Raw genomic sequence first — 26700 nt, forward strand, 5'->3', positions numbered from 1 at the left:
GTAGGGTGGATCGCGCTTCACCGATCTACCGCAGATCAGCGAATCACTCGTCCTTGTACTTCAGATCGCAAAGCGCCTGGGCCTCAGCGACATCGAGCGTCCCTTCGTAGATCGCCCGGCCGGTGATGGCACCGATAATGCCAGGGGTGTTGGTGTCGAGCAGCTTCTGGATATCACCGATGTTGTGGATGCCGCCGGAGGCGATCACCGGGATACGGCTGGCGTTGGCCAGTGCTACCGTCGCCTCGACGTTGCAGCCTTGCATCATGCCGTCTTTGGCGATATCGGTGTAGACGATTGCCGAAACGCCATCGGCCTCGAAACGACGCGCCAGATCCACGGCCTGCACGCTGCTGACCTCGGCCCAGCCATCGGTGGCGACGAAGCCATCCTTGGCGTCCAGGCCGACGATCACCTTGCCCGGGAAGGCGCGGCAGGCCTCAGAAACGAACGCCGGCTCCTTGACCGCCTTGGTGCCGATGATCACGTAGCTGACGCCAGCGCGTACGTAGTGTTCTATGGTTTCCAGGGTACGGATGCCGCCCCCTATCTGGATCGGCAGGTCCGGATAACGCTTGGCGATCGCGGTGACCACTTCGCCGTTGACCGGCTGCCCCTCGAAGGCACCGTTGAGATCGACCAGATGCAGACGACGGCAACCGGCCTCGACCCACTTGGCGGCCATGGCTACCGGATCGTCAGAGAACACCGTGGCGTCGTCCATAAGCCCCTGACGCAGACGCACGCAGGCGCCGTCCTTGAGATCGATGGCGGGAATAATCAGCATGGCTCGAACCTGTTCAATCAAGTGTCGGTTAAGGGTCAGCTCTTCTCGAGCGCCCACAAGTCGCTTTCAATGCTTTCAAACCTTTCTTTAAGGTGTGTCTGCACATCGAAAATCGCCTTGTTGTAGTAGAGGGGAGCAATCTCGCGAGCAAACAGATCGAGTACTTCCTGCGCCTCGAAGGAGCCGAGCTCCAGCTCGAAACGATCTTCCAGAAAGCGCTTTATGATCTGCTGCGCCGCCTGTTCCTGAGCGGAATCCAGCGTCAGGACCGGTGCCTTGAGCTTTGCCCGGCTCATTACCAGCGGCCGTCCCATGCGGCAAAGTTCTGCAGCAGCTGCAAGCCGTGGGTGTGGCTCTTCTCGGGATGGAACTGCACGGCGAAGCGCGAACCGTCAGCAAGCGCAGCGGCGAAATCCTTGCCGTAGTGGCCGCGACCGACCACCTGTCTTGGACTGCCCGCTTCGATGTAATAGCTGTGCACGAAATAGAAGCGGCCGTCGGCGGGAATGTTGTGCCAGAGTGGGTGGGCAATCGCCTGCTCCACCTGGTTCCAGCCCATGTGCGGCACCTTCAGGCGCTCACCATCCTCTTCCATATCTTTGCCGAAGAAGCGCACCTGTCCGGGAAACAGGCCGATGCAATCGACACCGCCGTTTTCCTCGCTGCGCTCCATCAACGCCTGCATGCCGACGCAAATGCCGAGGAAGGGACGGTCGACGCTGACTTCGCGGACCAGCTCGTCGAAGCCCAGCCGACGGATTTCAGCCATGCAATCGCGGATCGCACCGACGCCAGGGAACACCACCCGATCGGCTTCGCGGATGACCTGAGCATCGCTGGTGATCAACACGCGACCAGCGCCCACGTGCTCAAGGGCCTTGGCCACCGAGTGCAGGTTGCCCATACCGTAATCGATAACTGCAACGGTCTGCATTACAGGCAACCCTTGGTCGAAGGCATCTGGCCGGCCATGCGCTCGTCCAGCGTTACCGCCATGCGCAGCGCGCGGCCGAAGGCCTTGAACACGGTTTCGATCTGGTGGTGGGTGTTGTGCCCGCGCAGGTTGTCGATGTGCAGGGTTACCAGTGCATGGTTGACAAAACCCTGGAAGAATTCCTGGAACAGATCGACATCGAAGCCGCCAACGGTCGCGCGGGTGTAGGGCACATGCATCTGTAGCCCTGGACGCCCGGAGAAGTCGATCACCACGCGTGACAGCGCTTCATCCAGCGGCACGTAGGAATGCCCGTAGCGGGTCATACCCTTCTTGTCGCCGACGGCCTGGGCAAAGGCCTGGCCGAGGGTGATACCGACATCTTCCACAGTATGATGATCGTCGATATGCAGATCGCCCTTGCACTCGATATCCAGATCGATCAGCCCGTGTCGCGCGATCTGGTCGAGCATGTGTTCGAGAAAGGGCACACCGATGGCGAAGCGGGACTTACCGGTGCCATCGAGGTTAATGGTGGCCTTGACCTGGGTTTCCAGGGTGTTGCGCTCTACGCATGCCGTACGTTCGGACATCGACAGCTCCGCTGATCGTGGGGCTAAAAAGATCGGCATTATAGGCGTAAACCCGCCTGCGAGGATACGCGCCCCGGCGGCTTGCAAGACGGCTAGCGAGCCGCCGAGCGGGCGATCGCCGTTGCATCGCGTCGTCTGGCGTCGCTGAAGCCTCAGGTAAAGATCTTCCCGATGCGGCCAAAAGCAGATTTGCCCAACGATGCAGCCCATCGGAACAGGGCGCACGGCCACCGTGCGCTGGCAAGCCGGCACAGTTATGCTTGCGGCAACCACACAGCTTGCCAGGTCAGCATGCCCGTATTCGTCGAAACCGTCACTGAGCCCAGCCAGCAGGATCGCATCGATCTGATGAAAATCTATGCCGACGCCCCGCACTGGCTGCTGGCGCCTTACGCCGACGCCGCGGCTCTGATCGAGGCGGGACTGGCCGACCGTAGCCTGATCGCCGGTCGTTTCAATGATCGTCTGCTCGGTGCAGCGCTGCTGCAGCGCGGCGCGCCTCATTGGCGTCTCTCGCACCTGTGCGTCCGCAAGATCACTCGCCGTCGTGGCGTTGGCAAACGGATCCTGGACGAGTGCCGACGTCTGGCTGCCGAAGCCTCGAACGAGCTGCATCTCGTAGCGCCACCGGCGCACCTCGAAGCCCAGGCGCTGGCCGCGCGAACGCATCTGCCACTGGATCCCAGCTAGTTCTGGCTGAACCGTTGCCTGCGCCTGCGCAGTCGGCCAGGAACCCCAGCGCGTGTAGCCACTCCAACGCCAGCTGCGGCGAAGCCATGGTCCGCGGCGCTATACTCGCTGCTTTTGAACGCCAAACACAAAGGACCTGTCCATGAAAGCGCTCGGCAAGATCCTGGGCCTGGTAATCCTCGGGTTGCTGCTCCTCATCGTCGCATTGGGCTTTGCCCTGACCCACCTGTTCGACCCCAACGATTACAAGGATGAGATTCGCGAACTTGCCCGCGACAAAGCCGGACTCGAGCTGAATATTGCCGGCGACATCGGCTGGAGCCTGTTCCCCTGGCTCGGATTGGAGCTGCACGACACCACCCTGGCCAGCGTCCGTACGCCGCAGCAGCCTTTCGCCGACCTGCGCATGCTCGGCCTCTCGGTCCGGGTGCTTCCCCTGCTCAGCCGCGAAGTGCAGATGAGCGATATCACGCTCAACGGCCTCAATCTGACCCTGGATCGCGACGAGAACGGCAAGGGCAACTGGGAAGGCGTGGGCCAACCGGTCGCCCGCGAAACGCAGCCTGGCGACAAACAACCAGCGGAACCGACCGAAGCCCCGGCTGACGAGGGAAAGGCCGACAGCCCCAAGCGCCCCTTGCGACTCGATATCGATAGCCTGACCGTCAGCGATGCTCGGGTGTCCTACCACGACGCGAAAAGCGGCCAGCAGTTCAGTGCCGAGGGCATCGAGCTAACAACGGGCGCCATACGCGAAGCCACCTCGATTCCGGTCAAACTTAACGCCTTCTTCGGCAGTAACAAGCCGGTAATGCGTGCGCGTACCGAACTGCAAGGCGCGCTGCGCTTCGATACCAAACTGCAACGCTATCAGCTCGAAGACCTGCGCCTGAGCGGCGAGGCCTCCGGCGAACCGCTGCAAGGCAAAACGCTCTCCTTCAGCGCTCAGGGCCAACTGCTGGCCGATCTCGCGGCCGACGTCGCCGAGTGGACCAGCCTCAAGTTCACCGCCAACCAATTGCGCGGTCTTGGCGAGCTGAAGATGCGCGATCTGCAAGAACAGCCGAAGATCGCCGGCACCCTGTCAATCGCCCAACTCAACCTGCGCGAATTTCTCGACAGCATCGGCCAACAGCTTCCGGCGACGGCTGACAACACCGCGCTGAGCAAAGCCGAACTGGTCACCCGCCTGACCGGAACCTCCAGCAGCCTGACGTTTGAAGAACTCGACCTGAAGCTGGATGACAGCACTTTCACCGGCCAGATTGGCATCAGCGATTTCGCTAAACAGGCACTGCGAGTCGACCTCAAGGGCGATCAGCTGAACCTTGATCGTTACCTGCCGCCGCCAGGTAAGGAAGATGGGGCCGGCGCGACTCGCCAAAGCGAGGTAGACGCTACCGAAGCCGCTGCAATCGGCAGCGGCACCACGCCCCTGCCAGACAAGCCGACCCAGCAAGCCTGGAGCGAAGCCCCAGTCCTGCCGATAAGCACACTGCGCAGCCTGGACACTCGAATCAATCTGGATATCAGCAGCCTCACCGCCATGAAACTGCCGCTCGACGGTTTCGTGCTCAAGGCACGCAGCGCAGGTGGTCTGCTGACGCTGCAGGAGCTGCGCGGTGGCGTCTATAACGGCCGCGTGGATGCTTCGGCCAGCCTCGATGTGCGACCGGAGGTACCGTTGATAACCGCCCAGACCCGCTTAGCCCGCGTCCCGGTCGAACGTCTGCTGCAAAGCCAGGGGGAAAAAGTCACTATCAAGGGCCTGCTCAATCTGGACAGCGACCTTAGCAGCCAGGGCAACAGCCAGAAGGCCTGGATTGACAACCTCAACGGCAACATCGGTTTCATCGTCGACAACGGCATCCTCATCGACGCCAACCTCGAACAGCAACTTTGCCATGCCATCGCCACGCTCAACCGCAAATCCCTCACCAGCGACCCGCGTAGCAAGGACACCCCGTTCCGCCAATTGAAGGGCAGCCTGAACCTGCGCAACGGCATCGCCAGCAACCCGGACCTGAAGGTCAGCATTCCCGGCCTGACGGTCAACGGCAACGGCGACGTCGACTTGCGTGTGCTGGGCATGGACTACCGCGTCGGTATTGTCGTCGAAGGGGACAAGGGCGCGATGCCCGATCCGGCCTGCGCGGTTAACGAGCGCTATGTTGGCATCGAATGGCCACTGCGTTGCCGCGGCCCGCTGGAGCTAGGCGCCAAGGCTTGCCGCTTCGACAAGGACGGTCTTGGCAAGATCGCTGGCAGGCTCGCCGGAGAAAAACTCAACGAAAAGATCGAAGAAAAGCTTGGAGACAAGGTCAGCCCTGAATTGAAAGACGCCCTCAAAGGCCTGTTCAACCGATGACGCCTCAGCCAATGAGTCCTGAACAATTCGGCGCGGCGGTTCTGGATTGGTACGACCGCCACGGCCGCAAGGATCTACCCTGGCAGCAGGGCATCACGCCGTATCGGGTCTGGGTGTCGGAGATCATGCTGCAGCAGACCCAGGTCAGTACCGTACTCGGCTACTTCGATCGCTTCATGGACGCGCTGCCAACGGTTGAAGCATTGGCAGACGCTGCCGAAGATGAAGTGCTGCACCTGTGGACCGGCCTGGGCTACTACAGTCGCGCGCGCAACCTGCACAAGACCGCCAAGCTGATCGTTGCCGAGCGTGGCGGCGAATTTCCGCAGTGCGTCGACCAGCTCGCCGAGCTGCCCGGCATCGGCCGCTCCACCGCTGGCGCCATCGCCAGCCTGAGCATGGGCCTGCGCGCGCCGATACTCGACGGCAACGTCAAGCGTGTGTTGGCCCGCTACGTCGCGCAGGACGGCTATCCCGGTGAACCGAAAGTCGCCAGACAGCTCTGGGACGTGGCCGAATGCATGACCCCGCAAGCGCGTGTCAATCACTACACCCAGGCGATGATGGATCTCGGCGCGACGCTCTGCACACGTAGCAAGCCCAGCTGTCTGCTCTGCCCGTTGAAGAGTGGCTGTCGCGCCCATCTGCTCGGCCGCGAAACCGAGTTTCCAGTCCCCAAACCGCGCAAGGCCTTGCCGCAGAAGCACACCCTGATGCCACTGCTGGCCAACCATGAAGGCGCCATCCTGCTCTATCGCCGCCCGCCCACGGGCCTCTGGGGCGGGCTTTGGAGCCTGCCGGAGCTGGACGATCTGGCCGCGCTCGATCCACTCGCCGCACGGCATGCCCTGCAGCTGCAGCAGCGCCACGAGCTGCCCGGCCTGACCCATACCTTCAGCCATTTCCAGCTGGCCATCGAGCCCTGGCTGATCAGAGTGAAGTCCGAGGGCGACGCCGTGGCCGAGCCAGACTGGCTCTGGTATAACCTCGCCACCCCGCCGCGACTGGGGCTCGCCGCCCCGGTGAAGACGCTGCTCAAGCGCGCCGCCGCTGAATTGAACGCAGGAGAGATGTCATGACCCGCACCGTGAACTGCCGCAAATACAAAGAAGAACTGCCTGGCCTGGATCGCCCGCCTTATCCGGGCGCGAAAGGCGAGGATATCTACAACAACGTGTCGAAGAAGGCCTGGGACGACTGGCAGAAACACCAGACCATGCTGATCAACGAGCGTCGGCTGAACATGATGAACGCCGAGGACCGCAAGTTTTTGCAGGCCGAGATGGACAAATTCCTCTCCGGCGAAGAGTACGCCCAGGCCGAAGGCTACGTACCGCCGAGCGAATGATGCGCTGACCGAAGCGAGTCAAGCCCTGCGCAAGGCTCGCTCCAACGGCGCATCGCCGTGGCCCGGAACGCTCACCGGAACATGGTCACAACGCTAAACGCCCGTTCTGACTAAATATTTTCCCGGCCGCGCTTGACAGGCAAAAGCCAAATCCGTCTAATAGCGCCCCGTTGCCCAGGTAGCTCAGTCGGTAGAGCAGGGGATTGAAAATCCCCGTGTCGGCGGTTCGATTCCGTCCCTGGGCACCACTAATACCGAGAACCCCAAGCGAAATTAACCTCCTTGGGGTTTTTTATTGCCTGCGATTTGTGCCAGCGGCCCGCTATGATCCAGCCGGCACTTCACGGAATAGCTGCCCGCCATGTTTGAACAGGCCTTCAAGAACATCGACGACATCCTGCACAAGGATGCCGGCTGTACCAGCGAGCTCGACTACACCGAGCAAACCTCCTGGCTGCTTTTTCTCAAATACCTCGACGCGCTGGAGCAGGAAAAAGCTGTAGTGGCCGAGCTGGAGGGTAAGTATTACCTCTATATCCTCGACCCTGAATACCGCTGGGAGCGCTGGGCTGCGCCGAAGACCCCGGAAGGCCAGATCGACCATAACAGCGCCCTGACCGGCGATGACCTCAAGGATTTCGTCAATACCAAGCTGTTTCCCTACCTGCATGGTTTCAAGCAGAAGGCCGAAGGTCCGGACACCATCCAGTACAAGATCGGCGAGATATTCGGCGAGCTGAAAAATCGCATCCAGAGCGGCTACAACCTGCGCGAAGTGCTGGAAATCGTAGACGGCCTGCGCTTCGGCTCGCAGACAGAGAAACACGAGCTCTCGCACCTCTATGAAGTCAAGATCAGAAACATGGGCAACGCCGGGCGCAACGGTGGTGAGTACTACACCCCGCGCCCGCTGATCCGCGCCATGATCAAGGTGGTCAATCCGCACATCGGTCAGCGCATTTACGACGGCGCGGTCGGATCGGCAGGCTTTCTCTGCGAAGCCTTCGATTACCTCAGCAGCCAGCCGAACCTGACCACCCGCCAGCAGGAAACCCTGCAAAAGCACACCTTCTATGGCAAGGAGAAAAAGAGCCTCGCCTACGTCATCGCCATCATGAACATGATCCTGCATGGCATCGAAGCGCCGAACATCATTCACACCAATACCCTGACGGAAAACCTCAGCGATATTCAGGACAAGGACCGCTTCGACATCGTGTTGGCCAACCCGCCGTTTGGCGGCAAGGAACGCAAGGAAGTCCAGCAGAACTTCCCGATCAAGACTGGTGAGACCGCTTTCCTGTTTCTCCAGCACTTCATCAAGATCCTCAAGGCCGGCGGCCACGGCGCGGTGGTCATCAAGAACACCTTCCTCAGCAACAGCGACAACGCCTCGGTCAGCTTGCGCAAACTGCTGCTGGAAAGCTGCAACCTGCACACCGTGCTCGACTGCCCGAGCGGCACCTTCCAGGGCGCGGGCGTGAAGACCGTGGTGCTGTTCTTCACCAAGGGTGCGCCGACGCGCAAGGTCTGGTACTACCAACTCGACCCCGGTCGCAACATGGGCAAGACCAACCCGCTAGCCGACACTGACCTGGCTGAATTTATCGAGCTGCAAAAATCCTTCGCCGATTCGGCGAAGAGTTGGAGTTTGGATGTCGCTAGCATAGATACGACGAGCCGTGACCTGTCGGTGAAGAATCCCGTTGTTGGCGAGGGTATAACTCATCGCAGCCCGCAGGCGATCATGGAGGAGATTGCGATGCTGGATGCTGAAAGCCTGCATGCCCTAAACAGAATTAAGGCCATGCTATGAAAGCGGGTTGGCAACGTAGACCACTAGGGGAGCTTGCTGAGCTGAAGGGAAGAATCGGTTGGCGAGGTCTCACAGCGAAGGAGTACACCAAAACCGGGCCTTTGTTTCTGTCAGTGCACTCGCTCAACTACGGTGACTATGTCGACTTTCGCGACGCGTTTCATATCAGCCAAGAGCGGTATTTTGAAAGCCCTGAAATCATGCTTAAAGAAGGCGACGTGCTGATCTGCAAGGACGGTGCAGGAATAGGGAAAGTAGGCGTCATAGGAGCACTTCCAGATAACGCGACCATTAATTCGTCGCTCCTTCTCATCCGAAGCGGCTCATCGATTCTCCCTAAATTCCTGTTTCGGTGTCTTTCTAGCCCGTACTTCCAAGAGATTGTAGATTCACGGCTAAACGGGGCAACCACTCCGCATTTATACCAGCGTGATATCACAGAGTTCCCTGTTGTTCTCCCTCCGGTTCCTGAACAACAGCGAATCGTCGCCATTCTCGACGAAGCCTTCGACAACATCGCCAAGGCCCGCACCAACGCTGAAAAAAACTTGAAAAACGTCCGCGAGCTGTTTGGAAGCCATGCACATTTTGTTTTCGCACAACGCGGTTCGAGTTGGCGAATTAAGACGCTGGATCAGATCGCCACAAATCTGGATAACAAACGCATCCCGATCACAAAAAGTGATCGCAAGCCCGGCAAGTACCCCTACTACGGGGCATCCGGAATCGTTGATTATGTTGCTGAATACATATTCGACGGCGACACGCTGTTGGTCTCCGAAGACGGTGCCAACCTTCTTGCGCGCTCAACGCCAATCGCCTTCCCTGCCTCTGGTAAGTACTGGGTCAATAACCACGCCCATATCTTGAAGTTTGAAGACATGGCCACTCAGCGTTTTGTGGAGTTCTACCTCGAAAACATCAAGCTGGACGAATATATAACCGGCGCGGCCCAGCCAAAGCTCAACCAGAAGGCCTTAAATTCTATTCCGATACCGATACCTGATTCAGTGGCCGACCAGATGCTTGTTGTAATCACACTTGAGCAAGTAGCCGCCGAAACCCAACGCCTCGAATCCATCTACCAGAAGAAGCTCACCGCGCTCGACGAACTGAAGCAATCGCTGCTACACCAAGCCTTCAGCGGCCAGCTATAACTGCATTGAGGCAAGGAGCACACAATGAATAAAGCACAACAGGAGCTGGTGATCTTTCACGAGGCGGGCCAGCCCGTCGAGGTTCGGCTGGATGCCGGGCGCGATACGGTGTGGATGACTCAGCGACAGATGGCGGAGCTGTTCGAAACGTCACCTGAGAACGTGCTGATGCACCTGAAGAACATTTTTCGAGAGGAGGAATTGGCGGAAGGGGCAACTACTAAGGATTTCTTAGCAGTTCGGACCGAAGGTAAGCGGCAGGTCCAACGCCAGCTCAAACACTACAACCTCGACGCCATCATCTCGGTGGGCTATCGAGTCAGTTCCAAGCGTGCGGTGTCCTTCCGCCAATGGGCCACACGCTTGCTACGCGAACACCTTACCCAAGGCTACACCCTCAATCGCCAACGCTTCGAGGCCAATGCCCTGGAATTGGAAGCCGCACTGCAGCTGGTGAGAAAAGCGGCGCAAAGCCCCGAGTTACTCAGCGACACCGGCCGTGGCCTGGTGGATATCGTCACCCGTTATGCGCAGACCTTCCTCTTGCTTCAGCGGTATGACGAAGGCCTGCTGACCGACCCGCCCACTATCGACGGCGGCGCGCTGCCTACGCTGGACGAAGCGCGCCAGGCGCTGGCTGGTTTGAAAGCCGAGTTGATAGCTCGCGGCGAAGCCACCGAGCTATTCGCTCTGGAACGCGGCGACGGGCTGGCGGGCCTACTGGGCAATCTGGATCAGACGGTGTTCGGCGAACCGGCCTACCCCAGCGTGGAGGCCAAGGCTGCCCATCTGCTGTATTTCGTGATCAAGAATCACCCGTTCGCAGACGGCAACAAGCGCAGCGGGGCGTTTCTGTTCGTGGACTTTCTCAACCGCAATGGGCGCCTGCTGGACGCAACAAACCAGCCAGTGATCAACGATATCGGCCTTGCCGCCCTCGCTTTGCTCGTAGCGGAGTCAGACCCGGCGCAGAAAGACACGCTGATTCGCCTGATCATGAACATGCTCGCGGGTTGATTCCGCCTTCTAAACCCACGCCGCAGAGGGGTATGCTCCGGGCATGATGCCAAAAGGATATTGCCGTGAACGAAGCTGAAACCCGCGCTGAACATATCGACCCCGCGTTGCGTGAAGCCGGCTGGGGCGTGGTCGATGGCAGCCGCGTACAACGCGAGTTTCAAATCACTCATGGCCGCATCCAGGGTGCGGGGCAACGCGGCAAGGCGGAGATCGCCGATTACGTATTGGTATACCGCAACACTCAGCTGGCCGTGATCGAGGCGAAAGCCTTGGACAAGCATTACACCAAGGGTGCAGGACAGGCCAAATGCTATGCCAGGAAGCTGGCAATCCGCTTCACCTACGCAACCAATGGCCAGCGTATCTACGCCATCGACATGCACACCGGTGCTGAAGGCGACTTGCTCAGCTTCCCCACGCCCGAAGAGCTTTGGAACCTGACCTTTGCCGAGCACAACGAATGGCGCGAGCGCTTCGCGGCCATTCCGTTTGAAGACAAGGGAGGCACCTGGGGTGCGCGCTACTATCAGGACATTGCGATCAAGCGGGTGCTGGAAGCAATCGCAGCGCAGCAGTCGCGAATTCTGCTGACGCTGGCGACCGGCACAGGCAAGACCTTTATCGCCTTTCAGCTGGCCTGGAAGTTGTTCAGGAGCCGCTGGAATCTCAAGCGCGACGCCCAGCGTCAGCCACGCATTTTGTTCCTGGCGGACCGCAACATTCTCGCGGATCAGGCTTACAACTCGTTTTCGGCCTTCCCCGAAGACGCGCTGTTGCGCATCGCGCCGGATGGAATTCGTAAAAAAGGCAAGGTGCCGAAGAACGGCAGCATCTTTTTCACCATTTTCCAGACCTTCATGAGCGGGCCGAACGGCACGCCGTACTTTGGCGAGTACCCAGCGGATTTCTTCGATTTCATCATCATCGATGAATGCCACCGTGGCGGCGCCAACGACGAGGGCAACTGGCGCGGCATCCTTGAATACTTCGCACCGGCAGTTCAACTCGGCCTGACCGCCACGCCCAAGCGCAAGGACAACGTCGACACCTATGCCTACTTTGGCGAGCCGGTGTATGTGTATTCGTTGAAGGAAGGCATCAACGACGGTTTCCTCACGCCGTTCAAGGTCAAGCAGATCGCTACAACGCTTGATGAGTACGTGCATGTGCCAGGCGACGGAATAGTCGTCCAAGGCGAGGTAGAGGCGGGACGGCGCTATCTCGAGGCGGACTTCAATCGAGTCATCAAGATTCCGGAGCGGGAAGCCTATCGGGTCAAGTTGTTCATGGAGCAGATCGCGCCGAACGAGAAGACGCTGGTGTTCTGCGCCACCCAACAGCATGCGCTGGAAGTACGTGACCTGATCAACCAGATGAAGCGCAGCAGCGAGCCGGATTACTGTGTGCGGGTGACCGCCGATGATGGTGCGCGAGGGGAAGAACACCTGCGGCATTTTCAGGATAACGAGAAGACCATACCAACCGTTCTCACGACTTCGCAGAAACTCTCCACCGGCGTGGATGCGCGCAACGTCCGCAATATCGTGCTGATGCGGCCAGTGACCAACATGATTGAGTTCAAGCAGATCATCGGTCGTGGTACGCGCTTATTCGATGGCAAGGATTACTTCACTATTTATGACTTCGTGAAGGCTCATCACCTATTCAGTGACCCCGAGTGGGATGGCGAACCGATAGAACCTGCCGAGACCGGAGGCGTCGGTACCGGCGAGGAGCGAGGCGGCTATAAACGCGAACCCAGGCCGCCAACATCGCCTCGCGATCCACGCCCGGACGTGATAGAGGTCCGACTTAGCAACGGTTCGGTGCGCCGCATTAAGAGCATGATGGCGACGATGTACCTCGGCGCCGATGGCAAACCGATGTCTGCTGCGCAGTTCCTAGAAAATCTATTCGGCAATCTGCCGGAATTTTTCAAAGATGAGGACGAACTACGCGGGCTATGGAGCGCCCCGGATACTCGCACTTCGCTCCTGCAAGGCCTGGCTGAACGCGGCTTTAGCAACGAGGTATTGCACGAAATGCAGCGCATCATCGACGCCGAGCATAGTGATCTGTTTGATGTGCTGACGTACGTCGCCTTCTCCATCGAACCGCAGACTCGAGAAGAGCGCGCCAGCAGAGCTCGCAGCACGCTGCATGGGCAATTCACAGACAAGCAAGAAGCCTTTCTTGACTTCGTACTGTCGCAGTACGTGAAGGAGGGTGTGGAAGAGCTGGGGCTGGAGAAGCTCTCCCCTTTGTTGAAGCTTCGATACAAGAATGCGATCAGCGATGCAGTTACAGAATTGGGGAGGCCCGAGCTGATCAGGAACCTGTTTTTTAGCTTCCAACAGCATCTTTATCGCGCGCAAGGGAGCGTCATCCAGCCGTAGCGGCTTCTCACCATTTCTTTAGCGACTCGCTTGCCGAGTCCAGAGATAGCGACGCCCGCTTTGCCTCTCTGGGCCGGAAGGCTACAGCCGTGTCAGCCGCTCTGACTTAATTCTAGGCTAGGCTGATACCGGCGTGACGGGGCCGATCGTCCTGACTGCATCAATCCGCTAAGGAAGGCTTAACGCAGCGCAAGGAGCAAAGCAGTGCGGAAGGTTCTCTCGATTCTGATGATCTGGTTACTGCTCGCTGTAGCGCAGGCCAGTGCAGCGCAATGGCGCTTCGTAACCGAAGACTTTCCCCCGTTTACCTACCCTGCCGATACCTCGGCCAATACGTATGCCGGCGTCGCTGCGGGCGGCCCTCTGGTGGAAGTGGTGCAAGCGGTGTGCGCACGTTTGCAGCAGGACTGCGCGATCACCTTGTATCCCTGGCGGCGAGCGCTGCGGCTGGCCGAACAGGGCCAGGCGGATGGCATCTTCACATTGGTGAGCTCGCCCCAGCGGCAGCAGATATTTCACATCACCCGAATGTTGGTGACCTCTCGCTACAGCGTCTTTGCTCGCGACGACAATACGTTTGTCTTCAGCCAACCGACCGACATGGCTGGCCGGCAGGTCGGTGTCTACGGTCCTTCCGGAACCTCCTATATCCTGTCCGAACGACTCAAGGCGGTGCCTGACGTGCACCTGCATGTGACTGCAGACAACCGGCGCCTGTTGCGCATGCTGGCGTCCGGACGCTTCGGCAAGAAGGGGGTGGCGGTGCTCAATCAGGACGTGGCGTGGCACCTGATCGAAGACGAGCACCTCGTGGGATTGCGCGAGGCGGGCGAAATGGGTCCGATCACCTATGGCATCGGGTTGTCGCGCAGCACCATAAGCGAGGCGCAGTTCAAGGCGTTCGAGCAAGCGCTGGACGAGGCGATAGCCGACGGTACGGTGCCCGCGATCTTGCGCCGTCACCAACTTGAACCCGCCTACTGAGCCAATCCCTAGCGACTCAACCGACCAACAGGGTGACGGCCCGGGCGAGCCTGCGCCGGGGGGCCAGTGCCGGATTCTGCAAGACATTTTCCTGGGCATCCGCAGGTTCTGGTGAGTATTCGACGCCAAATCACCGTCTACCCTTCAAATAGCAGTTTTGCTTCGGGAGCCTTAGCGCGTTTCCGTCCCACCCGCCCACCGGAGGCCAGCAACCCCTATGGAAGCAGACAAAAAACTACCCAGGTCCATCATTCTTTTCCCGGTGTTCATTCCAGCAGTGGTTGTCACCCTGCTGCTGGTGATCGGGACGATCAGCAACCCGGACCTGGCCGGCGAGGTGTTCAGTTCAACGCTATCTTTCATCACCACCAACTTCGGTTGGTTCTACATGCTCTCGGTGGCGTTCTTCCTGGTATTCATCGTCGGGATTGCGATGACGCCCTGGGGCAGCATCAAGCTCGGGCCGGATCATTCCGAGCCGCAATACAGCTTCCCTGCCTGGTTCGCCATGCTGTTTTCCGCCGGTTATGGCATCGCCCTGCTGTTCTTCGGGGTAGCCGAGCCCGTGCTGCACTACGCCTCACCGCCAGCCGGTGCGGCGGAAACGGTCGACTCGGCCAAGCAGGCAATGCAGATCGCGTTCTTCCATTGGGGCTTCCATATCTGGGCCATCTACGGCCTGACCGGCTTGGTGCTGGCGTATTTTTCCTTTCGCCACGGCCTGCCGCTGTCCATGCGCTCCGCGCTCTACCCGATCATTGGCGAGCGCATCTACGGGCCGATTGGGCACGTTGTGGATGTCTTCGCCATTCTCGGCACCCTGTTTGGTATTGCCACGACGCTCGGTTTGTCGGTCACCCAGATCAACGCGGGCATCAACTACCTCTGGCCCTCGATACCGATCAGTATCAACGTGCAGATCATCGCCATCACGATCATCACGGGTCTGGCGATCTGCTCGGTGGTTGCCGGTCTCGACAAGGGTGTGAAGAACCTGTCGCTGCTGAACATGATCCTGGCGATAGGCCTGATGCTGTTCGTCTTTCTGGTCGGTCCAAGCATCTTCATTCTCGAGACCTTCCTGCAGAACACCGGCAGCTATTTGAACAACATCATCGAACGCACTTTCAATCTCCAGGCCTATTCGCGCAGCGACTGGATCGGCAACTGGACCTTGTTCATCTTTGGCTGGACCATCGCCTGGTCGCCTTTCGTCGGCCTGTTCATCGCCAAGATCAGCCGCGGCCGGACGATCCGCCAGTTCGTCTTCGGCGTGATGTTCGTGCCGACGATTTTCACCTTTCTCTGGTTCTCGGTGTTCGGCGACACCGCACTGCACCTGATCATGGTCGAAGGCTATACCTCGCTGATTTCTGACGTGCAGGCCGATAACGCCATTGCGCTGTTCAAACTGTTCGAACTGCTGCCAATGACGTCCATCGCCTCGTTTCTGGCGGTCGTGTTGATCATCACCTTCTTCGTCACCTCGTCTGACTCCGGCTCGCTGGTGATCGACTCGCTGGCCGCTGGCGGCGCGATCCATACGCCGGTCTGGCAGCGTGTGTTCTGGGCCAGCACCGAAGGGGTGGTGGCAGCAGCGCTGTTGCTCGCGGGCGGCCTTAGTGCGCTGCAGACCATGACGATTGCCAGTGCGCTGCCGTTCGCCGTCATCATGCTGATTGCCGCGCTGGGCATGTGGCGCGCCCTGGTGATCGAGGGGCATCACGAAACCAGCCTGCAGAACCACATGCAGAGCAGCCGCCTGGCCAGCAACGCCGGACCGGGCCTGTGGAAGAAGCGCCTGGCCGGCATGGTCAGCTTTCCGGATCGCCAGCAGGTCGAGGGCTTCATGAGCAGCACCGTGCTCAAGGCCATGCGCCGCGTACAGCGCGAACTCAGCGGCCAGGAATGGAACGCCGAGGTGCATATCGACGAAGCCAATTCCCGCGTCTATCTGGAAGTGCTCAAGGAAGCGCAGGTGGATTTCATCTACGAAATCCGCATGGTCGGCTATGCCATGCCCGCCTTTGCGCTCACGGAAGGGCCGGACACCGATGAGCTGTACTACCGCGCCGAGGTTTTCCTGCGCCGCGGCGGGCAGCACTACGACATTTATGGCTACGACCAACAGGACATCATCAGCGACATACTCGACCAGTTCGAGAAGTACCTACACTTCTTGCACATGTCACCGGGGAGCCTGCCGTGGAAAATGGAAGAACATGACGAAATGCTGGGCGGCGAAACAGATCTGCCCAAGCCCGATCAGCCATGAGAGCCCTTGCGCTGCGCCTCAGCGTAAGCATTCGCCGCCAGTCACGCAATTATCGGTCGGCGTTCCGCTCCGGGTTTTCGGGCAACGGCGCTAAATTCATCTATATATAGAAGACCGATTATCGCGACCAGCCATCGGTGACCGGCTGGTCACGAAAGTTGGTATGGCGCCGCGCTTGGCGCATGTCCCCGCCCATGCTAGGTTTGCGCCTCGCCAGGAAGGCGAGCAGTCGGCCGGAGCGCAATTTACACAGAAAAGGACCACGCAACGTCCTGGTCCGAGAAGAGGAAGCTCAATGGCTGAGGCCATCCCAGCACTGGAAATCCGCAACCTGCACAAGCGCTACGGCGATCTGGAAGTACTCAAGGGCATCTCGCTGACAGCGCGCGACGGCGACGTGATCTCCATCCTCGGCTCGTCCGGCTCCGGAAAATCGACATTCCTGCGCTGCATCAACCTGCTGGAAAACCCCAACGAGGGCGAGATTTTCGTCGCTGGCGAACCGCTGCGCCTTAAACGCGCCAAAGACGGCGAGCTGGTGGCCGCGGACGCCAAGCAGATCAACCTGATGCGTAGCAAGCTCGGCTTCGTGTTCCAGAATTTCAATCTCTGGCCGCACATGAGTGTCCTGGACAATATCATCGAGGCGCCGCGGCGCGTGCTCGGTCTGAGCAAGGCCGAAGCCATTGAAAGCGCCGAAGCCTTGCTGGCCAAGGTGGGCATTGCTGACAAGCGCCATGTCTACCCCAACCAGCTGTCCGGCGGTCAGCAGCAGCGCGCGGCCATTGCACGCACCTTGGCGATGCAACCCAAGGTCATCCTGTTCGACGAGCCGACCTCGGCGCTAGACCCGGAAATGGTACAAGAAGTGCTTGCAGTGATTCGGTCGTTGGCCGATGAGGGCCGAACCATGCTGCTCGTCACCCATGAAATGAACTTCGCCAAACAGGTCTCCAGTGAGGTGGTTTTTCTTCACCAGGGCCTGGTCGAAGAGCAAGGAACGCCCGAGCAGGTGTTCGACAACCCCCGATCGGCACGCTGTAAACAGTTCATGTCCAGCCATCGCTAATGGAGCAACACATCGCATGAAAAGCTATAAGAAAATTCTGCTGACCGCCGCCGCCACCCTGATGCTCGGCGCCAACGCCTTTGCCGCCGACAAGCTGCGCATCGGTACCGAGGGCGCTTATCCACCCTTCAACCTGATCGACGCCAGCGGCCAGGTGGTCGGCTTCGACCTGGATATCGCCCACGCGCTCTGCGCCAAGATGGAAGTCGAGTGCGAAGTGGTGACCTCCGATTGGGACGGCATCATTCCCGCCCTGAACGCTGGCAAGTTCGACTTCCTCGCCGCGTCCATGTCGGTCACCGAAGAGCGTAAGAATGCCGTCGACTTCACCGACCACTACTACACCAACAAGCTGCAGTTCGTAGCGCCCAAATCGGTTGATTTCAAGACTGACGAAAGCTACCTGGACGGCAAGACCATCGGCGCCCAGCGGGCCACCATCGCCGGCACCTGGCTGGAAGACAACATGGATGGCGTGGTCGATATCAAGCTCTACGACACCCAGGAGAACGCCTACCTGGATCTGGCCTCGGGCCGCGTCGATGGCATCCTCGCCGATTCCTTCGTGCAGTGGGAATGGCTCAAGAGCGATGCCGGCAAGGATTTCGAATTCAAGGGCGAGCCCGTGTTCGACAACGACAAGATCGCCATCGCCGTGCGTAAGGGCAACGATGAATTGCGCGAGAAGCTGAACAAGGCGCTGGCTGAGATTAGAGCAGACGGCACCTACGAGAAGCTGAACGCCAAGTACTTCCCTTTCAATATTTACTGATCCATCTGAATCAAAGCCCGGCCGCCAGCACTGGTAGGTCGGGCTTTGGTGTTTGAGCCCATATGATTCCCGACCTTCATGGATTCGGTCCGGCGCTGATCGCCGGGACCTGGATGACCATTCAGCTGGCCCTCGCAGCGCTGGCCCTGGGCCTCGTGCTCGGCCTGCTCGGCGCACTTGCCAAGACTTCTCCGTTCGCCGCCCTGCGCTGGATAGGCGGCACCTATTCGACCATCGTCCGCGGCGTACCCGAACTGCTGTGGGTGCTGCTGATCTATTTCGGCACCATCGGCCTGGTGCGTGGCATTGGCGAGATATTCGGTATCGAGAATCTTGCCCTGAGCCCGTTTACCGCCGGCACCATCGCCCTCGGTCTGTGCTTCGGCGCCTATGCCACCGAAGTCTTTCGCGGCGCGTTGCTGGCTATTCCCAAGGGCCATCGCGAAGCCGGGCTGGCTCTCGGGCTGGGTAAGCGACGGATATTCCTGCGGCTGATCCTGCCGCAGATGTGGCGCTTGGCCCTGCCCGGCCTGGGTAACCTGTTCATGATCCTGATGAAGGACACCGCGCTGGTTTCGGTGATTGGCCTGGACGAGATCATGCGCAGTTCGCAAATCGCCGTCACCGCCAGCAAGGAGCCCTTCACCTTCTTCGTCGTCGCCGCCTTCATCTACCTGGGCCTGACCGTTATCGCCATGACCGGTATGTATTTCCTCGAAAAACGCGCCGGTCGCGGCTTCGCCAGGAGCACCGCATGAGCTGGGAACTGTTCATAAAGTGGCTGCCAAGCTTCCTCGACGGCGCCTGGCTGACCCTGCAACTGGTCGGCGCTTCGGTCGTCGCTGGGCTGATTCTCGCGCTGCCGCTGGGCATCGCCCGTTCCTCACGCATCCTGGCGGTGCGCGCCCTGCCCTACGGCTATATCTTTTTCTTCCGCGGCACACCGCTGCTGGTGCAGCTGTTCCTGGTCTACTACGGCATGGCGCAGTTCGAGGTGGTTCGCCAAAGCGCGCTTTGGCCGTTCCTGCGCGATCCGTACTGGTGCGCGATCATTACCATGACGCTGCATACCGCCGCCTATATCGCCGAAATCATCCGCGGCGCGATCCAGAATGTGCCGCCAGGGGAAATCGAAGCGGCGCGCGCGCTGGGCATGTCGCGTAGCCAGGCGATGTGGCACATCATCCTGCCGCGCGCGGCGCGAATCGGCCTGCCGGCCTACAGCAACGAAGTGATTCTGATGCTCAAGGCCAGCGCCCTGGCCAGCACCATCACCCTACTCGAACTGACTGGCATGGCGCGCAAGATCGCCGCGCGCACCTATATGCACGAAGAGATGTTCCTCACCGCAGGCCTGATCTATCTGATCATTGCGTTCATGCTGATGCAGGGCTTCAAACTGCTGGAGCGCTGGCTGCGCGTGGATGCCTGCCAGGGGCGCTGAGACTCCGCTGCCAAGACTGGACGGCTCGACACACGTCTGGCAGCTGTTGAGTCCGTCCCGCAGGCCGGCCAGCCAAAACCGGGCCGTGGCGGAATCCTCTGGCGTGATCAGGGTCAGAACAACCCAGCATTTGCCAACGAGACTGCCATGCCCGTAGACATCCAGCGCATCGAAATGGACCAACTGCCTTGCTGGCGCATCCGCAACGGTGCCGCCGAACTGATCGTCGCCGAACAGGGCGCGCAGGTGCTCAGCTATCGCCAGGGGGATGCGCCGCCGGTCATCTGGCTCAGCGAAGAGGCAGCCTTCGAACGCGGCCAGGCGGTGCGTGGCGGGGTCCCGGTTTGCTGGCCCTGGTTCGGCGACCTGATCCGCAACCCGCAGTCAATCCAGGACGCCTACCGGGGCAGCCAACCGGCCCCGGCGCACGGGCTGGTGCGCAACATCGACTGGCTGCTGAAGGACTCCAACACCGACGCCGACGGCGTCACCCTGGAATTCGCCTGCAACGAAGCGGGCAGCCTGCCTGGCTGGCCTCACGCCGTGGACTTGAAGCTGCAAATTCGCCTGGACGGCAAAGGCCTTCACTTGGCGCTGACCAGCCACAACCGTGGTCATGCAGAAGTCGCGCTGTCCCAGGCGCTACACAGTTATTTCGCCATCAGCGACATCCATCAGGTTTCGGTGGAAGGCTTGGACGGCCTCCCCTATATCGAAACCCTGGACGCCTGGCAGCAACGCCAGCAGCAGGGCGATCTCGCCTTCGATGGCGAAACCGACCGTATCTACCTGGAGCTGCCGCCGACCCTGTGCCTGCGTGATCCAGGGCTCAACCGCCGGATCACCTTGAAGACTCTCGGCTCCCGCTCGGCCGTGCTGTGGAACCCATGGATTGCCAAGGCGCAGCGCCTGTCACAGTTCGCCGATGATGCCTGGCAGCGGATGCTCTGCATCGAGACGGCAAACGTGCTGGACGACATGGTCCGGCTGTCCCCTGGCGCCAGTCACACCTTGGGCGTCTCGATCGGCGTCGAAATGCTCTAGGCCGAAACGTCGACCGCCTCGATAGCCAAGATTCAGGCATCCAGCCGCATTGAATCTATACTGCAACGAGCATCTCATCACCGCCCTGGCGACCGCTGGGCGGCTGCTGATGCAGCCTGCCGGTCAGTTGCGATGCTCTGGAGGATCTCGATGCCAAGGATGCCGCGCTGCGACACACGAGCCCTAGCCAACCCAGTTCCTTGTCCGCATCAGCTTTGCTCTGATGCGCCATGAATACTGACTTCGACCTACTGCTTGCCGGTGCTGGTCATAGCCACCTCGGCGCGCTGCGCCAATGGGCCAGCCGTGAACGCCCCTTGGGCCGGATCGGCCTTATCTCGGCCGAACCCCATGCCTGGTACTCGGGCATGATGCCTGGCCTTATCGCCGAGCGTTACCAGACCCGCCAATGCCGCATCGCGCTGCCCAAGCTCTGTGCAGCGGCCGAAGTCGAGTTCATCCAGGGCACGATGGTGGCGCTGCTTCCGGAAACCCCCGAGCTGCTTCTGGCGACGGGCGAGACGTTACGCAGCACCTGGCTGTCGCTCAATTTGGGCTCCCTGCCCTGGCTACCGGAACAATCCGGCGACGGCATGGAGCTGCTTTCGGTGAAACCGTTCGCCGACTTCATCCGGCGCTGGCAACAGTGGCAGGAAATCCCCGAACCGTTAGCGATTCTTGGCGGCGGCGCGGCAGGCGTCGAGCTGGCGCTGGCCATGGCCGGACGAGCGCCCGCTATCCATCTGTTCTCCGATGGCGAGCTGCTTACCGGGCATCCGCCACGCTTGCGCCGCCTCGCGCTACGACAACTGCAACGGGCCGACGTACAGGTCTACGAGCAGACCCCAATCCAGGCGGTGCATGGCAATACGCTGATCGGCGAGGGTCAGATCCGCTGGCAGGGTCGGCGTCTGGTCGTCGCAACCGGGCCCAGCCCCCTTGAGTGGCTGCGCGAGTCTGGCTTGCGATTGGATGCACGCGGCTTCGTAGAAATTTCCTCGGCGCTTCAAAGCCGCTCGCATCCACACGTTTTCGCCAGCGGCGACTGCGCCAGCCTTCCCGGCGCCGCTCACAACGGCGTTCATGCGGTGCGCCAGGCCGCCGTACTCGCCACCAACCTCGGGCGTGCGGCCATCGGCCAGCCACTGCGCCATTACCATCCACCGACGCACAGCCTCGCCCTGCTGGCCGACGGTCAACGCGGCGCACTGCTGAGCTGGGGCAGCCTGGCGGCCGAAGGTCGGTTATTGGGCCGCTGGAAGGATCATATCGATCGCCGCTTCATGCGCCGTCATGGCGGCGTAGATTGACGTGCTCAATCGAGCAATTGCTGCAGGCGGGCTTCCAGCAGGGCCGGAAAGCGCTCGAACCAGGCGCGGTTGCGTGGCGATGGGTGTGGCAGCGGGTGCAAACGAAACGCCCGTGTAGCGCCCTGCTCTGTTGTTAGCTCGATATCGAAACAGGCAATGAAACGGTCTTCGCGCTGCCAGTACGCCTCAAGCTGCTGGCGCACCTCGCGCGGCTGCTCCAGGCCGAACCAGAGAAAAGCCTCGCGACCGAGCGTGACGATGTCGCGACCGCACCAGTTATCGATCAGCACCTGGCGCATCAGCGGATGAAAACGACGCTTGACCGCCATCGACCAGGCGCGATTACCCAGCGGTTTGTAGGGCACCGTATTAATCCAGAAAAAGCCTGCGCCGACCGCCCGGCTCGCCTCGAAATCCGGCAAGTCTTTGTCGTGCAAATGCCGATAGAGCGCACGCCGCACCAGTTGACCGCCGCCGCCAATGAAAGGCTCGCCATAACGAACCTCCTCGCGCCCCGGATCACGTCCGAAGAAGGCGATGGGCGCGTCCGCACGACCGAGTCCGATGATCGGCTCCAGCGGGTCTTTGTCGAATTTCTGATAGACCGATACATCGATGCCTTCGGTCTCGGCTGCGAGCGCGCGGAAAGCGTCACGCTCTGCCTGATCGAGCAAGGTCGTGCTGCGTTTCGGCTTAGAAGTCACTTTCCTCCACCAGCGTCACCTGGGCGGCCGATATCACATACGCCGCATCGGCCAGGTCATTGCTGACCGGTTCGATCTGCAGCGTGCCGTCAACCCAGATCGGCGCGTAGATATCGTCCAGGACTATGCCGCTCGGATAGCGGACCATCACGATCTGGTTCGGCGGTGGCGGCGGCACGTGGATGCAGGCGCCGGGATAGGGCACCAAAAAGAACTCGGTGCTGCGGCCCTTGTTGTCGGTTTCAAGCGGTACGGGGTAACCACCGAGACGCACCGGCTTGCCATTCAATGAGGGCACCGTCTTGGCCGAATACATCACCGCTGGCAGGCCGCTCCCTTGCTTGAGCCCGCCTTGATCACTGAAACCACCGGCTTCAGGGGAGTTGTGCTCGATTTCCGGCATCTCTTCCAACGCCTTGCGATCCTCGGCAGGCATCAGCTCGAGCCAGTCGAGCTCCGCCGGAGCGGCTTGAACGAACGAGATACAGCACAGCAGCAGGAAGATAAATATCTGGCGCATGGCAACCGAACGGTAGGAAAACGGGGCCGCCAGGCACGGCCCCGAGCGGATCAATGCTTACGGCTGGTAACCATGCCGTAAATCACCAGCAGAATGATCGCACCGACCACGGCGCCGATAAAGCCTGCACCCTCGCCCGCTTCATAGAGACCGAGCGCCTGACCGCCATAGGTGGCCAGCAGCGAACCGCCGATACCCAGCAGGATGGTCATGATCCAGCCCATGCTGTCGTTGCCGGGCTTCAGGAAGCGTGCGATGAGGCCTACGATCAGGCCGATGATGATGGTTCCGATGATGCCCATTGGCGATCTCCTCAAGTCCGAAAATAAGCGTTACGTATTCTCGGACAGGAGGCGAGCCAGCCAGTTCGCTGGCAAATCCAACAAGCCAGACGGTTAGAGAATCATTCGCGGCTGATCAGAGACTCGACGGCGGTGATCTGCCGGTCCAGCGTGGCACGATCGGGGCAGCGCAGCGTGGCATGGCCCACCTTGCGACCCACCTTGAACGCTTTGCCGTAATGATGCAGATGGCAATCCTCGACGGCAATGACACTCTCCACGGCCGGCACTTCACCGATGAAGTTGAGCATGGCGCTCTCGCCGACCTTGGCCGTCGAGCCCAGCGGTAGACCTGCCACAGCGCGCAGATGATTCTCGAACTGACTACATTCGGCACCTTCGATGGTCCAGTGACCGGAATTGTGCACACGCGGCGCAATTTCGTTGGCCTTGAGCCCGCTATCCACCTCGAAGAACTCGAAGGCAAGCACACCGACATAATCCAGCTGGGTCAGTACGCGCCCGGCGTATTCCTCGGCCAGCGACTGCAACGGATGATTGATGCTGGCGACCGACAATCGCAGGATGCCTTCCTCGTGGGTGTTGTGGACCAGCGGATAGAAACAGACTTCGCCATCACGACCGCGCACGGCGATCAGCGAGACTTCCCCGGTGAACGGCACGAAGCCTTCGAGAATGCAGGGCACGCTGCCCAACTCGGCGAAGGCGCTGGCGACATCGCCCGGCTTGCGCAGGACCTTCTGGCCCTTGCCGTCATAGCCCAACGTGCGCGTTTTCAGCACCGCCGGCAGGCCGACGCTAGCCGCGGCGGCGTCTAGATCGGCCTGGGACTGGATATCTGCAAACTCGGGCGTCGGGATGCCGAGATCCTTGAACATGGACTTCTCGAACCAGCGATCACGGGCGATACGCAGCGCTTCGGCGCTCGGGTAGACCGGGACGAATTGCGAAAGAAACGCAACGGTTTCCGCTGGCACGCTCTCGAATTCGAAGGTCACCAGATCGACCTCGTCGGCCAGTTGGCGCAAGTGGTCCTGATCGCTGTAGTCGGCACGCAAATGCTCGCCCAGGGCAGCAGCGCAAGCATCCGGTGCCGGATCGAGGAAGGCGAAGTTCATGCCCAGCGGCGTCCCCGCCAGGGCCAACATGCGGCCTAGTTGGCCGCCACCGATCACGCCAATCTTCATTACGCGTTCCTCGGGTCCGGGTTGTCGAGCACGGTTTGAGTCTGTTCATCGCGGAATGTCTTCAGCGCGGCGTGATACTCGGGAAACTCATGGCCAAGGATGCTGGCCGAGAGCAGCGCGGCGTTGATCGCGCCCGCCTTGCCGATGGCCAGGGTGGCAACCGGCACACCGGCTGGCATCTGCACGATCGACAGCAGCGAATCCACACCCGAGAGCATCGAGGACTGCACCGGCACGCCGAGGACCGGCAGATGGGTTTTGGCCGCACACATGCCCGGCAGATGGGCGGCGCCGCCGGCTCCCGCAATGATCACGCGCAAACCGCGCGCTTCGGCCTGTTCGGCGTACTGGAACAGCAGGTCGGGGGTGCGGTGCGCTGACACCACGGTGACTTCATGCGGAATGCCGAGCTTTTCCAGCATGTCTGCGGTGTGGCTCAAGGTGGACCAGTCGGACTTGGAGCCCATGATCACGCCTACCAGTGCGGTCATCGTCGTGCCTCTCTTCGGCGCCTAGGCGCATCAGGAACAACGGCCGCGCTGAAAACAGCGCGGCCGTGCAGGTACATGGCCGGAACCGGTCCGACCGAAGGCCGCGCAGTATAGCGCAAGCCCCCGCCCGCCGGCACCTGCGACCGTGCGTCCGGCAATGCCGCCGATCACCTAGGGATCGTCGATGCTGTGCTCAAGGCCATCGGCATCGCTGGATCACCGGTTCGATCGTCGGCCCCGTTGCCGACCTGCAGGAAGCGCTGGATTTAGCCACCGAAAGCCTGGTCAAGGCGACCATCCAACCGGCAAGCTGGACGACATCACGATCTTCGACCAGATGCGTGCGGGCACCATCGACGGCGCATTGTCCTGAGCATGTCAGGGAAGGCCCATACGCGCTGAGCTCGCGCCCGGGCCACACTCAATCTTCGAACGCCATGTCTCCAGCCTGACCCGCGCCGCTTTCCAGCTTGCGCCAGAGCAGTCGTACGGGTGCCTTGCGTACCAGCGCACAGCGATACAGGCGAATTTCCAGCGGCACCCGCCAGTGCTCGCCGCCGCAGATCACCAGTTCGCCACGCTCCAGCTCGGCAGTCACGCTGAGCCGTGGCACCCAGGCCAGGCCCAGCCGCTGCATCGCCATGCTTTTAAGACTGTCGGCCATCGCCGTCTCGTACACGGTCGATGAGCGCAGGCCGCGCTGGCGCAGCAAGAGGTTCACCGATCGCCCCAGCGAGGCGCCGGCGCTGTAGGCCAGCAGCGGTACGGTCTGGCCGCTGTCGGGATCGAACAGCGGTCTGCCCACCTCGTCGACGGCGCACACCGGCACGATTTCAGTGCGCCCCAGTGCCAGCGACGGAAATAGCTCGGGATCCATCTGCAGCGCAGCATCCGGATCGTAATAAGCGAGGATCAGGTCGCAGGCACCTTCGCGCAGGGAATGCACCGCCTCGCCGACGTTGGTTGCCACCAGCCGGCTGTTGACCGGCACACCATCGAGACGCAGCCGGGCCAACCAACCCGGAAAGAAACCGAGCGCCAGCGAATGCGCAGCGGCGATTTGCAACACTTCGCCGCGCTGCCCCTCGAGGTTGTGCAGGTATTGCACCACCTCGCCCAGCTGCTCGACCATGTTGCGCGCCGTGACCAAAAACAGTTGCCCCGCCTCGGTGAGCTCCACCGGCGTCCGGGCGCGGTTCACCAGAGTCAGGCCCAGGGTGTTCTCCAGGCTGCGAATGCGCCGGCTGAACGCTGGTTGAGTGACGAAGCGTCGCTCGGCGGCTTGGGAGAAACTGCGGGTCGCCGCCAGAGCGACCAGGTCTTCCAGCCACTTGGTTTCGATGTTCATGCCGGCTCCTGGCAGGCTGGGAATGGGATCGGGATGAAGCGCAATAACGCTCGCCAGCCAAACGACGTCACATCGTCATTATGCCGATTGTGCATAGGCCAGCGTTTAACGGCATTGGCCGAAAAAGGTCCTCAGCGCTTA

The 26700-nt window shown here is 60.7% G+C and carries 26 protein-coding genes, 1 tRNA gene and 1 pseudogene; 18 read left to right on the plus strand and 10 right to left on the minus strand.

The window, feature by feature from the left end:
- Positions 1-43: 43 nt before the first annotated feature.
- From hisA to hisB, 4 genes are read right to left on the minus strand one after another with little or no spacing between them, the layout of a single operon-like run.
- Positions 44-787 (minus strand): 1-(5-phosphoribosyl)-5-[(5-phosphoribosylamino)methylideneamino]imidazole-4-carboxamide isomerase, encoded by a 744-nt coding sequence (gene hisA / locus CH92_RS19970; protein WP_025243528.1) that lies wholly within the window; start codon positions 785-787, stop codon positions 44-46.
- Positions 788-822: 35 nt separating this feature from the next.
- A complete protein-coding gene (locus CH92_RS19975) occupies positions 823-1083 on the minus strand; it encodes a DUF2164 domain-containing protein (RefSeq protein ID WP_025243529.1) in 261 nt (86 codons plus the stop codon).
- Positions 1083-1721 (minus strand): imidazole glycerol phosphate synthase subunit HisH, encoded by a 639-nt coding sequence (hisH, locus tag CH92_RS19980; RefSeq protein WP_025243530.1) that lies wholly within the window; start codon positions 1719-1721, stop codon positions 1083-1085. The genes CH92_RS19975 and hisH overlap by 1 nt, the downstream gene beginning before the upstream one ends.
- The gene (hisB, locus tag CH92_RS19985) at positions 1721-2314 is read right to left on the minus strand and encodes an imidazoleglycerol-phosphate dehydratase HisB (RefSeq protein ID WP_025243531.1); all 594 of its coding nucleotides are present in this window, start codon (positions 2312-2314) and stop codon (positions 1721-1723) included. Before hisB ends, hisH begins: the two co-directional genes overlap by 1 nt.
- A gap of 291 nt (positions 2315-2605) precedes the next feature.
- On the opposite strand from hisB, the gene panM reads away from it, so the two are divergent.
- The 17 genes from panM to CH92_RS20070 all read left to right on the plus strand — a co-directional run bounded on the left by panM (position 2606) and on the right by CH92_RS20070 (position 22007).
- Positions 2606-3004, plus strand: coding sequence for an aspartate 1-decarboxylase autocleavage activator PanM (panM, locus tag CH92_RS19990; protein WP_025243532.1), 399 nt, complete (start codon positions 2606-2608; stop codon positions 3002-3004).
- A gap of 142 nt (positions 3005-3146) precedes the next feature.
- Positions 3147-5372, plus strand: a complete 2226-nt coding sequence (locus tag CH92_RS19995; RefSeq protein ID WP_025243533.1) for an AsmA family protein — start codon at positions 3147-3149, stop codon at positions 5370-5372.
- 11 nt (positions 5373-5383) lie between these two features.
- Positions 5384-6451 (plus strand): A/G-specific adenine glycosylase, encoded by a 1068-nt coding sequence (gene mutY / locus CH92_RS20000; RefSeq protein WP_025243534.1) that lies wholly within the window; start codon positions 5384-5386, stop codon positions 6449-6451.
- Positions 6448-6720 carry an oxidative damage protection protein gene (locus tag CH92_RS20005; protein WP_025243535.1) on the plus strand — a complete coding sequence of 91 codons (273 nt, stop codon included), beginning with the start codon at positions 6448-6450 and terminating at the stop codon, positions 6718-6720. The genes mutY and CH92_RS20005 overlap by 4 nt, the downstream gene beginning before the upstream one ends.
- Before the next feature lie 172 nt (positions 6721-6892).
- A tRNA-Phe gene (locus CH92_RS20010) sits at positions 6893-6968 on the plus strand.
- A gap of 113 nt (positions 6969-7081) precedes the next feature.
- Positions 7082-8536: an N-6 DNA methylase gene (locus CH92_RS20015; protein ID WP_025243536.1), complete on the plus strand. Its 1455-nt coding sequence runs from the start codon at positions 7082-7084 to the stop codon at positions 8534-8536.
- Complete coding sequence (locus CH92_RS22365; protein WP_025243537.1) at positions 8533-9693, plus strand: restriction endonuclease subunit S; 1161 nt, start codon at positions 8533-8535, stop codon at positions 9691-9693. The genes CH92_RS20015 and CH92_RS22365 overlap by 4 nt, the downstream gene beginning before the upstream one ends.
- A gap of 24 nt (positions 9694-9717) precedes the next feature.
- A complete protein-coding gene (gene rhuM / locus CH92_RS20025; protein ID WP_025243538.1) occupies positions 9718-10710 on the plus strand; it encodes a RhuM family protein in 993 nt (330 codons plus the stop codon).
- A 65-nt stretch (positions 10711-10775) separates the two neighbouring features.
- Positions 10776-13109 (plus strand): EcoAI/FtnUII family type I restriction enzme subunit R, encoded by a 2334-nt coding sequence (gene hsdR / locus CH92_RS20030; protein WP_025243539.1) that lies wholly within the window; start codon positions 10776-10778, stop codon positions 13107-13109.
- A 228-nt stretch (positions 13110-13337) separates the two neighbouring features.
- Positions 13338-14093, plus strand: a complete 756-nt coding sequence (locus CH92_RS20035) for a substrate-binding periplasmic protein (protein WP_080690046.1) — start codon at positions 13338-13340, stop codon at positions 14091-14093.
- A gap of 217 nt (positions 14094-14310) precedes the next feature.
- On the plus strand, positions 14311-16368 hold the full coding sequence (locus tag CH92_RS20040) for a BCCT family transporter (RefSeq protein WP_025243541.1): 2058 nt from the start codon (positions 14311-14313) through the stop codon (positions 16366-16368).
- A 295-nt stretch (positions 16369-16663) separates the two neighbouring features.
- Entirely contained in the window at positions 16664-17437 is a 774-nt protein-coding gene (locus CH92_RS20045; RefSeq protein ID WP_025243542.1) for an ABC transporter ATP-binding protein, read from the plus strand.
- Positions 17438-17453: 16 nt separating this feature from the next.
- Positions 17454-18209, plus strand: coding sequence for an ABC transporter substrate-binding protein (locus CH92_RS20050; protein WP_025243543.1), 756 nt, complete (start codon positions 17454-17456; stop codon positions 18207-18209).
- 62 nt (positions 18210-18271) lie between these two features.
- Entirely contained in the window at positions 18272-18967 is a 696-nt protein-coding gene (locus tag CH92_RS20055; protein WP_025243544.1) for an ABC transporter permease, read from the plus strand.
- Positions 18964-19653, plus strand: coding sequence for an ABC transporter permease (locus tag CH92_RS20060; protein ID WP_025243545.1), 690 nt, complete (start codon positions 18964-18966; stop codon positions 19651-19653). Before CH92_RS20055 ends, CH92_RS20060 begins: the two co-directional genes overlap by 4 nt.
- Positions 19654-19800: 147 nt before the next feature.
- Entirely contained in the window at positions 19801-20697 is an 897-nt protein-coding gene (locus tag CH92_RS20065) for a D-hexose-6-phosphate mutarotase (protein WP_025243546.1), read from the plus strand.
- A gap of 230 nt (positions 20698-20927) precedes the next feature.
- Complete coding sequence (locus CH92_RS20070) at positions 20928-22007, plus strand: FAD-dependent oxidoreductase (protein ID WP_025243547.1); 1080 nt, start codon at positions 20928-20930, stop codon at positions 22005-22007.
- 5 nt (positions 22008-22012) lie between these two features.
- Here CH92_RS20070 and CH92_RS20075 read toward each other — a convergent pair whose 3' ends face one another.
- The 5 genes from CH92_RS20075 to purE form a co-directional block, all read right to left on the minus strand.
- Positions 22013-22711 (minus strand): uracil-DNA glycosylase family protein, encoded by a 699-nt coding sequence (locus tag CH92_RS20075; RefSeq protein ID WP_423832678.1) that lies wholly within the window; start codon positions 22709-22711, stop codon positions 22013-22015.
- A complete protein-coding gene (locus CH92_RS20080; protein WP_025243549.1) occupies positions 22701-23231 on the minus strand; it encodes a DUF3299 domain-containing protein in 531 nt (176 codons plus the stop codon). Before CH92_RS20080 ends, CH92_RS20075 begins: the two co-directional genes overlap by 11 nt.
- A 50-nt stretch (positions 23232-23281) precedes the next feature.
- On the minus strand, positions 23282-23533 hold the full coding sequence (locus CH92_RS20085) for a GlsB/YeaQ/YmgE family stress response membrane protein (protein WP_025243550.1): 252 nt from the start codon (positions 23531-23533) through the stop codon (positions 23282-23284).
- A gap of 101 nt (positions 23534-23634) precedes the next feature.
- Positions 23635-24720, minus strand: a complete 1086-nt coding sequence (locus tag CH92_RS20090) for a 5-(carboxyamino)imidazole ribonucleotide synthase (protein ID WP_025243551.1) — start codon at positions 24718-24720, stop codon at positions 23635-23637.
- Positions 24720-25211 carry a 5-(carboxyamino)imidazole ribonucleotide mutase gene (gene purE / locus CH92_RS20095; protein ID WP_025243552.1) on the minus strand — a complete coding sequence of 164 codons (492 nt, stop codon included), beginning with the start codon at positions 25209-25211 and terminating at the stop codon, positions 24720-24722. The genes CH92_RS20090 and purE overlap by 1 nt, the downstream gene beginning before the upstream one ends.
- Before the next feature lie 215 nt (positions 25212-25426).
- Here purE and CH92_RS22370 point away from each other — a divergent pair.
- A pseudogene (locus tag CH92_RS22370) lies at positions 25427-25584 on the plus strand (zinc-dependent alcohol dehydrogenase); the annotation flags it as partial.
- A gap of 48 nt (positions 25585-25632) precedes the next feature.
- Here the strand turns inward: CH92_RS22370 and CH92_RS20100 are convergent.
- On the minus strand, positions 25633-26559 hold the full coding sequence (locus CH92_RS20100; protein WP_025243553.1) for a LysR substrate-binding domain-containing protein: 927 nt from the start codon (positions 26557-26559) through the stop codon (positions 25633-25635).
- Positions 26560-26700: the final 141 nt, after the last annotated feature.

Origin of the sequence: Stutzerimonas stutzeri, assembly GCF_000590475.1 — a bacterium.
Lineage (GTDB): Bacteria > Pseudomonadota > Gammaproteobacteria > Pseudomonadales > Pseudomonadaceae > Stutzerimonas > Stutzerimonas stutzeri_D.

Bases quoted from the DNA above. Each gene is read 5' to 3' on its own strand.
- hisA (WP_025243528.1), bottom strand. From the start codon at position 787: ATGCTGATTATTCCCGCCATCGATCTCAAGGACGGCGCCTGCGTGCGT.
- CH92_RS19975 (WP_025243529.1), bottom strand. From the start codon at position 1,083: ATGAGCCGGGCAAAGCTCAAGGCACCGGTCCTGACGCTGGATTCCGCT.
- hisH (WP_025243530.1), bottom strand. From the start codon at position 1,721: ATGCAGACCGTTGCAGTTATCGATTACGGTATGGGCAACCTGCACTCG.
- hisB (WP_025243531.1), bottom strand. From the start codon at position 2,314: ATGTCCGAACGTACGGCATGCGTAGAGCGCAACACCCTGGAAACCCAG.
- panM (WP_025243532.1), top strand. From the start codon at position 2,606: ATGCCCGTATTCGTCGAAACCGTCACTGAGCCCAGCCAGCAGGATCGC.
- CH92_RS19995 (WP_025243533.1), top strand. From the start codon at position 3,147: ATGAAAGCGCTCGGCAAGATCCTGGGCCTGGTAATCCTCGGGTTGCTG.
- mutY (WP_025243534.1), top strand. From the start codon at position 5,384: ATGAGTCCTGAACAATTCGGCGCGGCGGTTCTGGATTGGTACGACCGC.
- CH92_RS20005 (WP_025243535.1), top strand. From the start codon at position 6,448: ATGACCCGCACCGTGAACTGCCGCAAATACAAAGAAGAACTGCCTGGC.
- CH92_RS20015 (WP_025243536.1), top strand. From the start codon at position 7,082: ATGTTTGAACAGGCCTTCAAGAACATCGACGACATCCTGCACAAGGAT.
- CH92_RS22365 (WP_025243537.1), top strand. From the start codon at position 8,533: ATGAAAGCGGGTTGGCAACGTAGACCACTAGGGGAGCTTGCTGAGCTG.
- rhuM (WP_025243538.1), top strand. From the start codon at position 9,718: ATGAATAAAGCACAACAGGAGCTGGTGATCTTTCACGAGGCGGGCCAG.
- CH92_RS20035 (WP_080690046.1), top strand. From the start codon at position 13,338: ATGATCTGGTTACTGCTCGCTGTAGCGCAGGCCAGTGCAGCGCAATGG.
- CH92_RS20040 (WP_025243541.1), top strand. From the start codon at position 14,311: ATGGAAGCAGACAAAAAACTACCCAGGTCCATCATTCTTTTCCCGGTG.
- CH92_RS20045 (WP_025243542.1), top strand. From the start codon at position 16,664: ATGGCTGAGGCCATCCCAGCACTGGAAATCCGCAACCTGCACAAGCGC.
- CH92_RS20050 (WP_025243543.1), top strand. From the start codon at position 17,454: ATGAAAAGCTATAAGAAAATTCTGCTGACCGCCGCCGCCACCCTGATG.
- CH92_RS20055 (WP_025243544.1), top strand. From the start codon at position 18,272: ATGATTCCCGACCTTCATGGATTCGGTCCGGCGCTGATCGCCGGGACC.
- CH92_RS20060 (WP_025243545.1), top strand. From the start codon at position 18,964: ATGAGCTGGGAACTGTTCATAAAGTGGCTGCCAAGCTTCCTCGACGGC.
- CH92_RS20065 (WP_025243546.1), top strand. From the start codon at position 19,801: ATGCCCGTAGACATCCAGCGCATCGAAATGGACCAACTGCCTTGCTGG.
- CH92_RS20070 (WP_025243547.1), top strand. From the start codon at position 20,928: ATGAATACTGACTTCGACCTACTGCTTGCCGGTGCTGGTCATAGCCAC.
- CH92_RS20080 (WP_025243549.1), bottom strand. From the start codon at position 23,231: ATGCGCCAGATATTTATCTTCCTGCTGCTGTGCTGTATCTCGTTCGTT.
- CH92_RS20085 (WP_025243550.1), bottom strand. From the start codon at position 23,533: ATGGGCATCATCGGAACCATCATCATCGGCCTGATCGTAGGCCTCATC.
- CH92_RS20090 (WP_025243551.1), bottom strand. From the start codon at position 24,720: ATGAAGATTGGCGTGATCGGTGGCGGCCAACTAGGCCGCATGTTGGCC.
- purE (WP_025243552.1), bottom strand. From the start codon at position 25,211: ATGACCGCACTGGTAGGCGTGATCATGGGCTCCAAGTCCGACTGGTCC.
- CH92_RS20100 (WP_025243553.1), bottom strand. From the start codon at position 26,559: ATGAACATCGAAACCAAGTGGCTGGAAGACCTGGTCGCTCTGGCGGCG.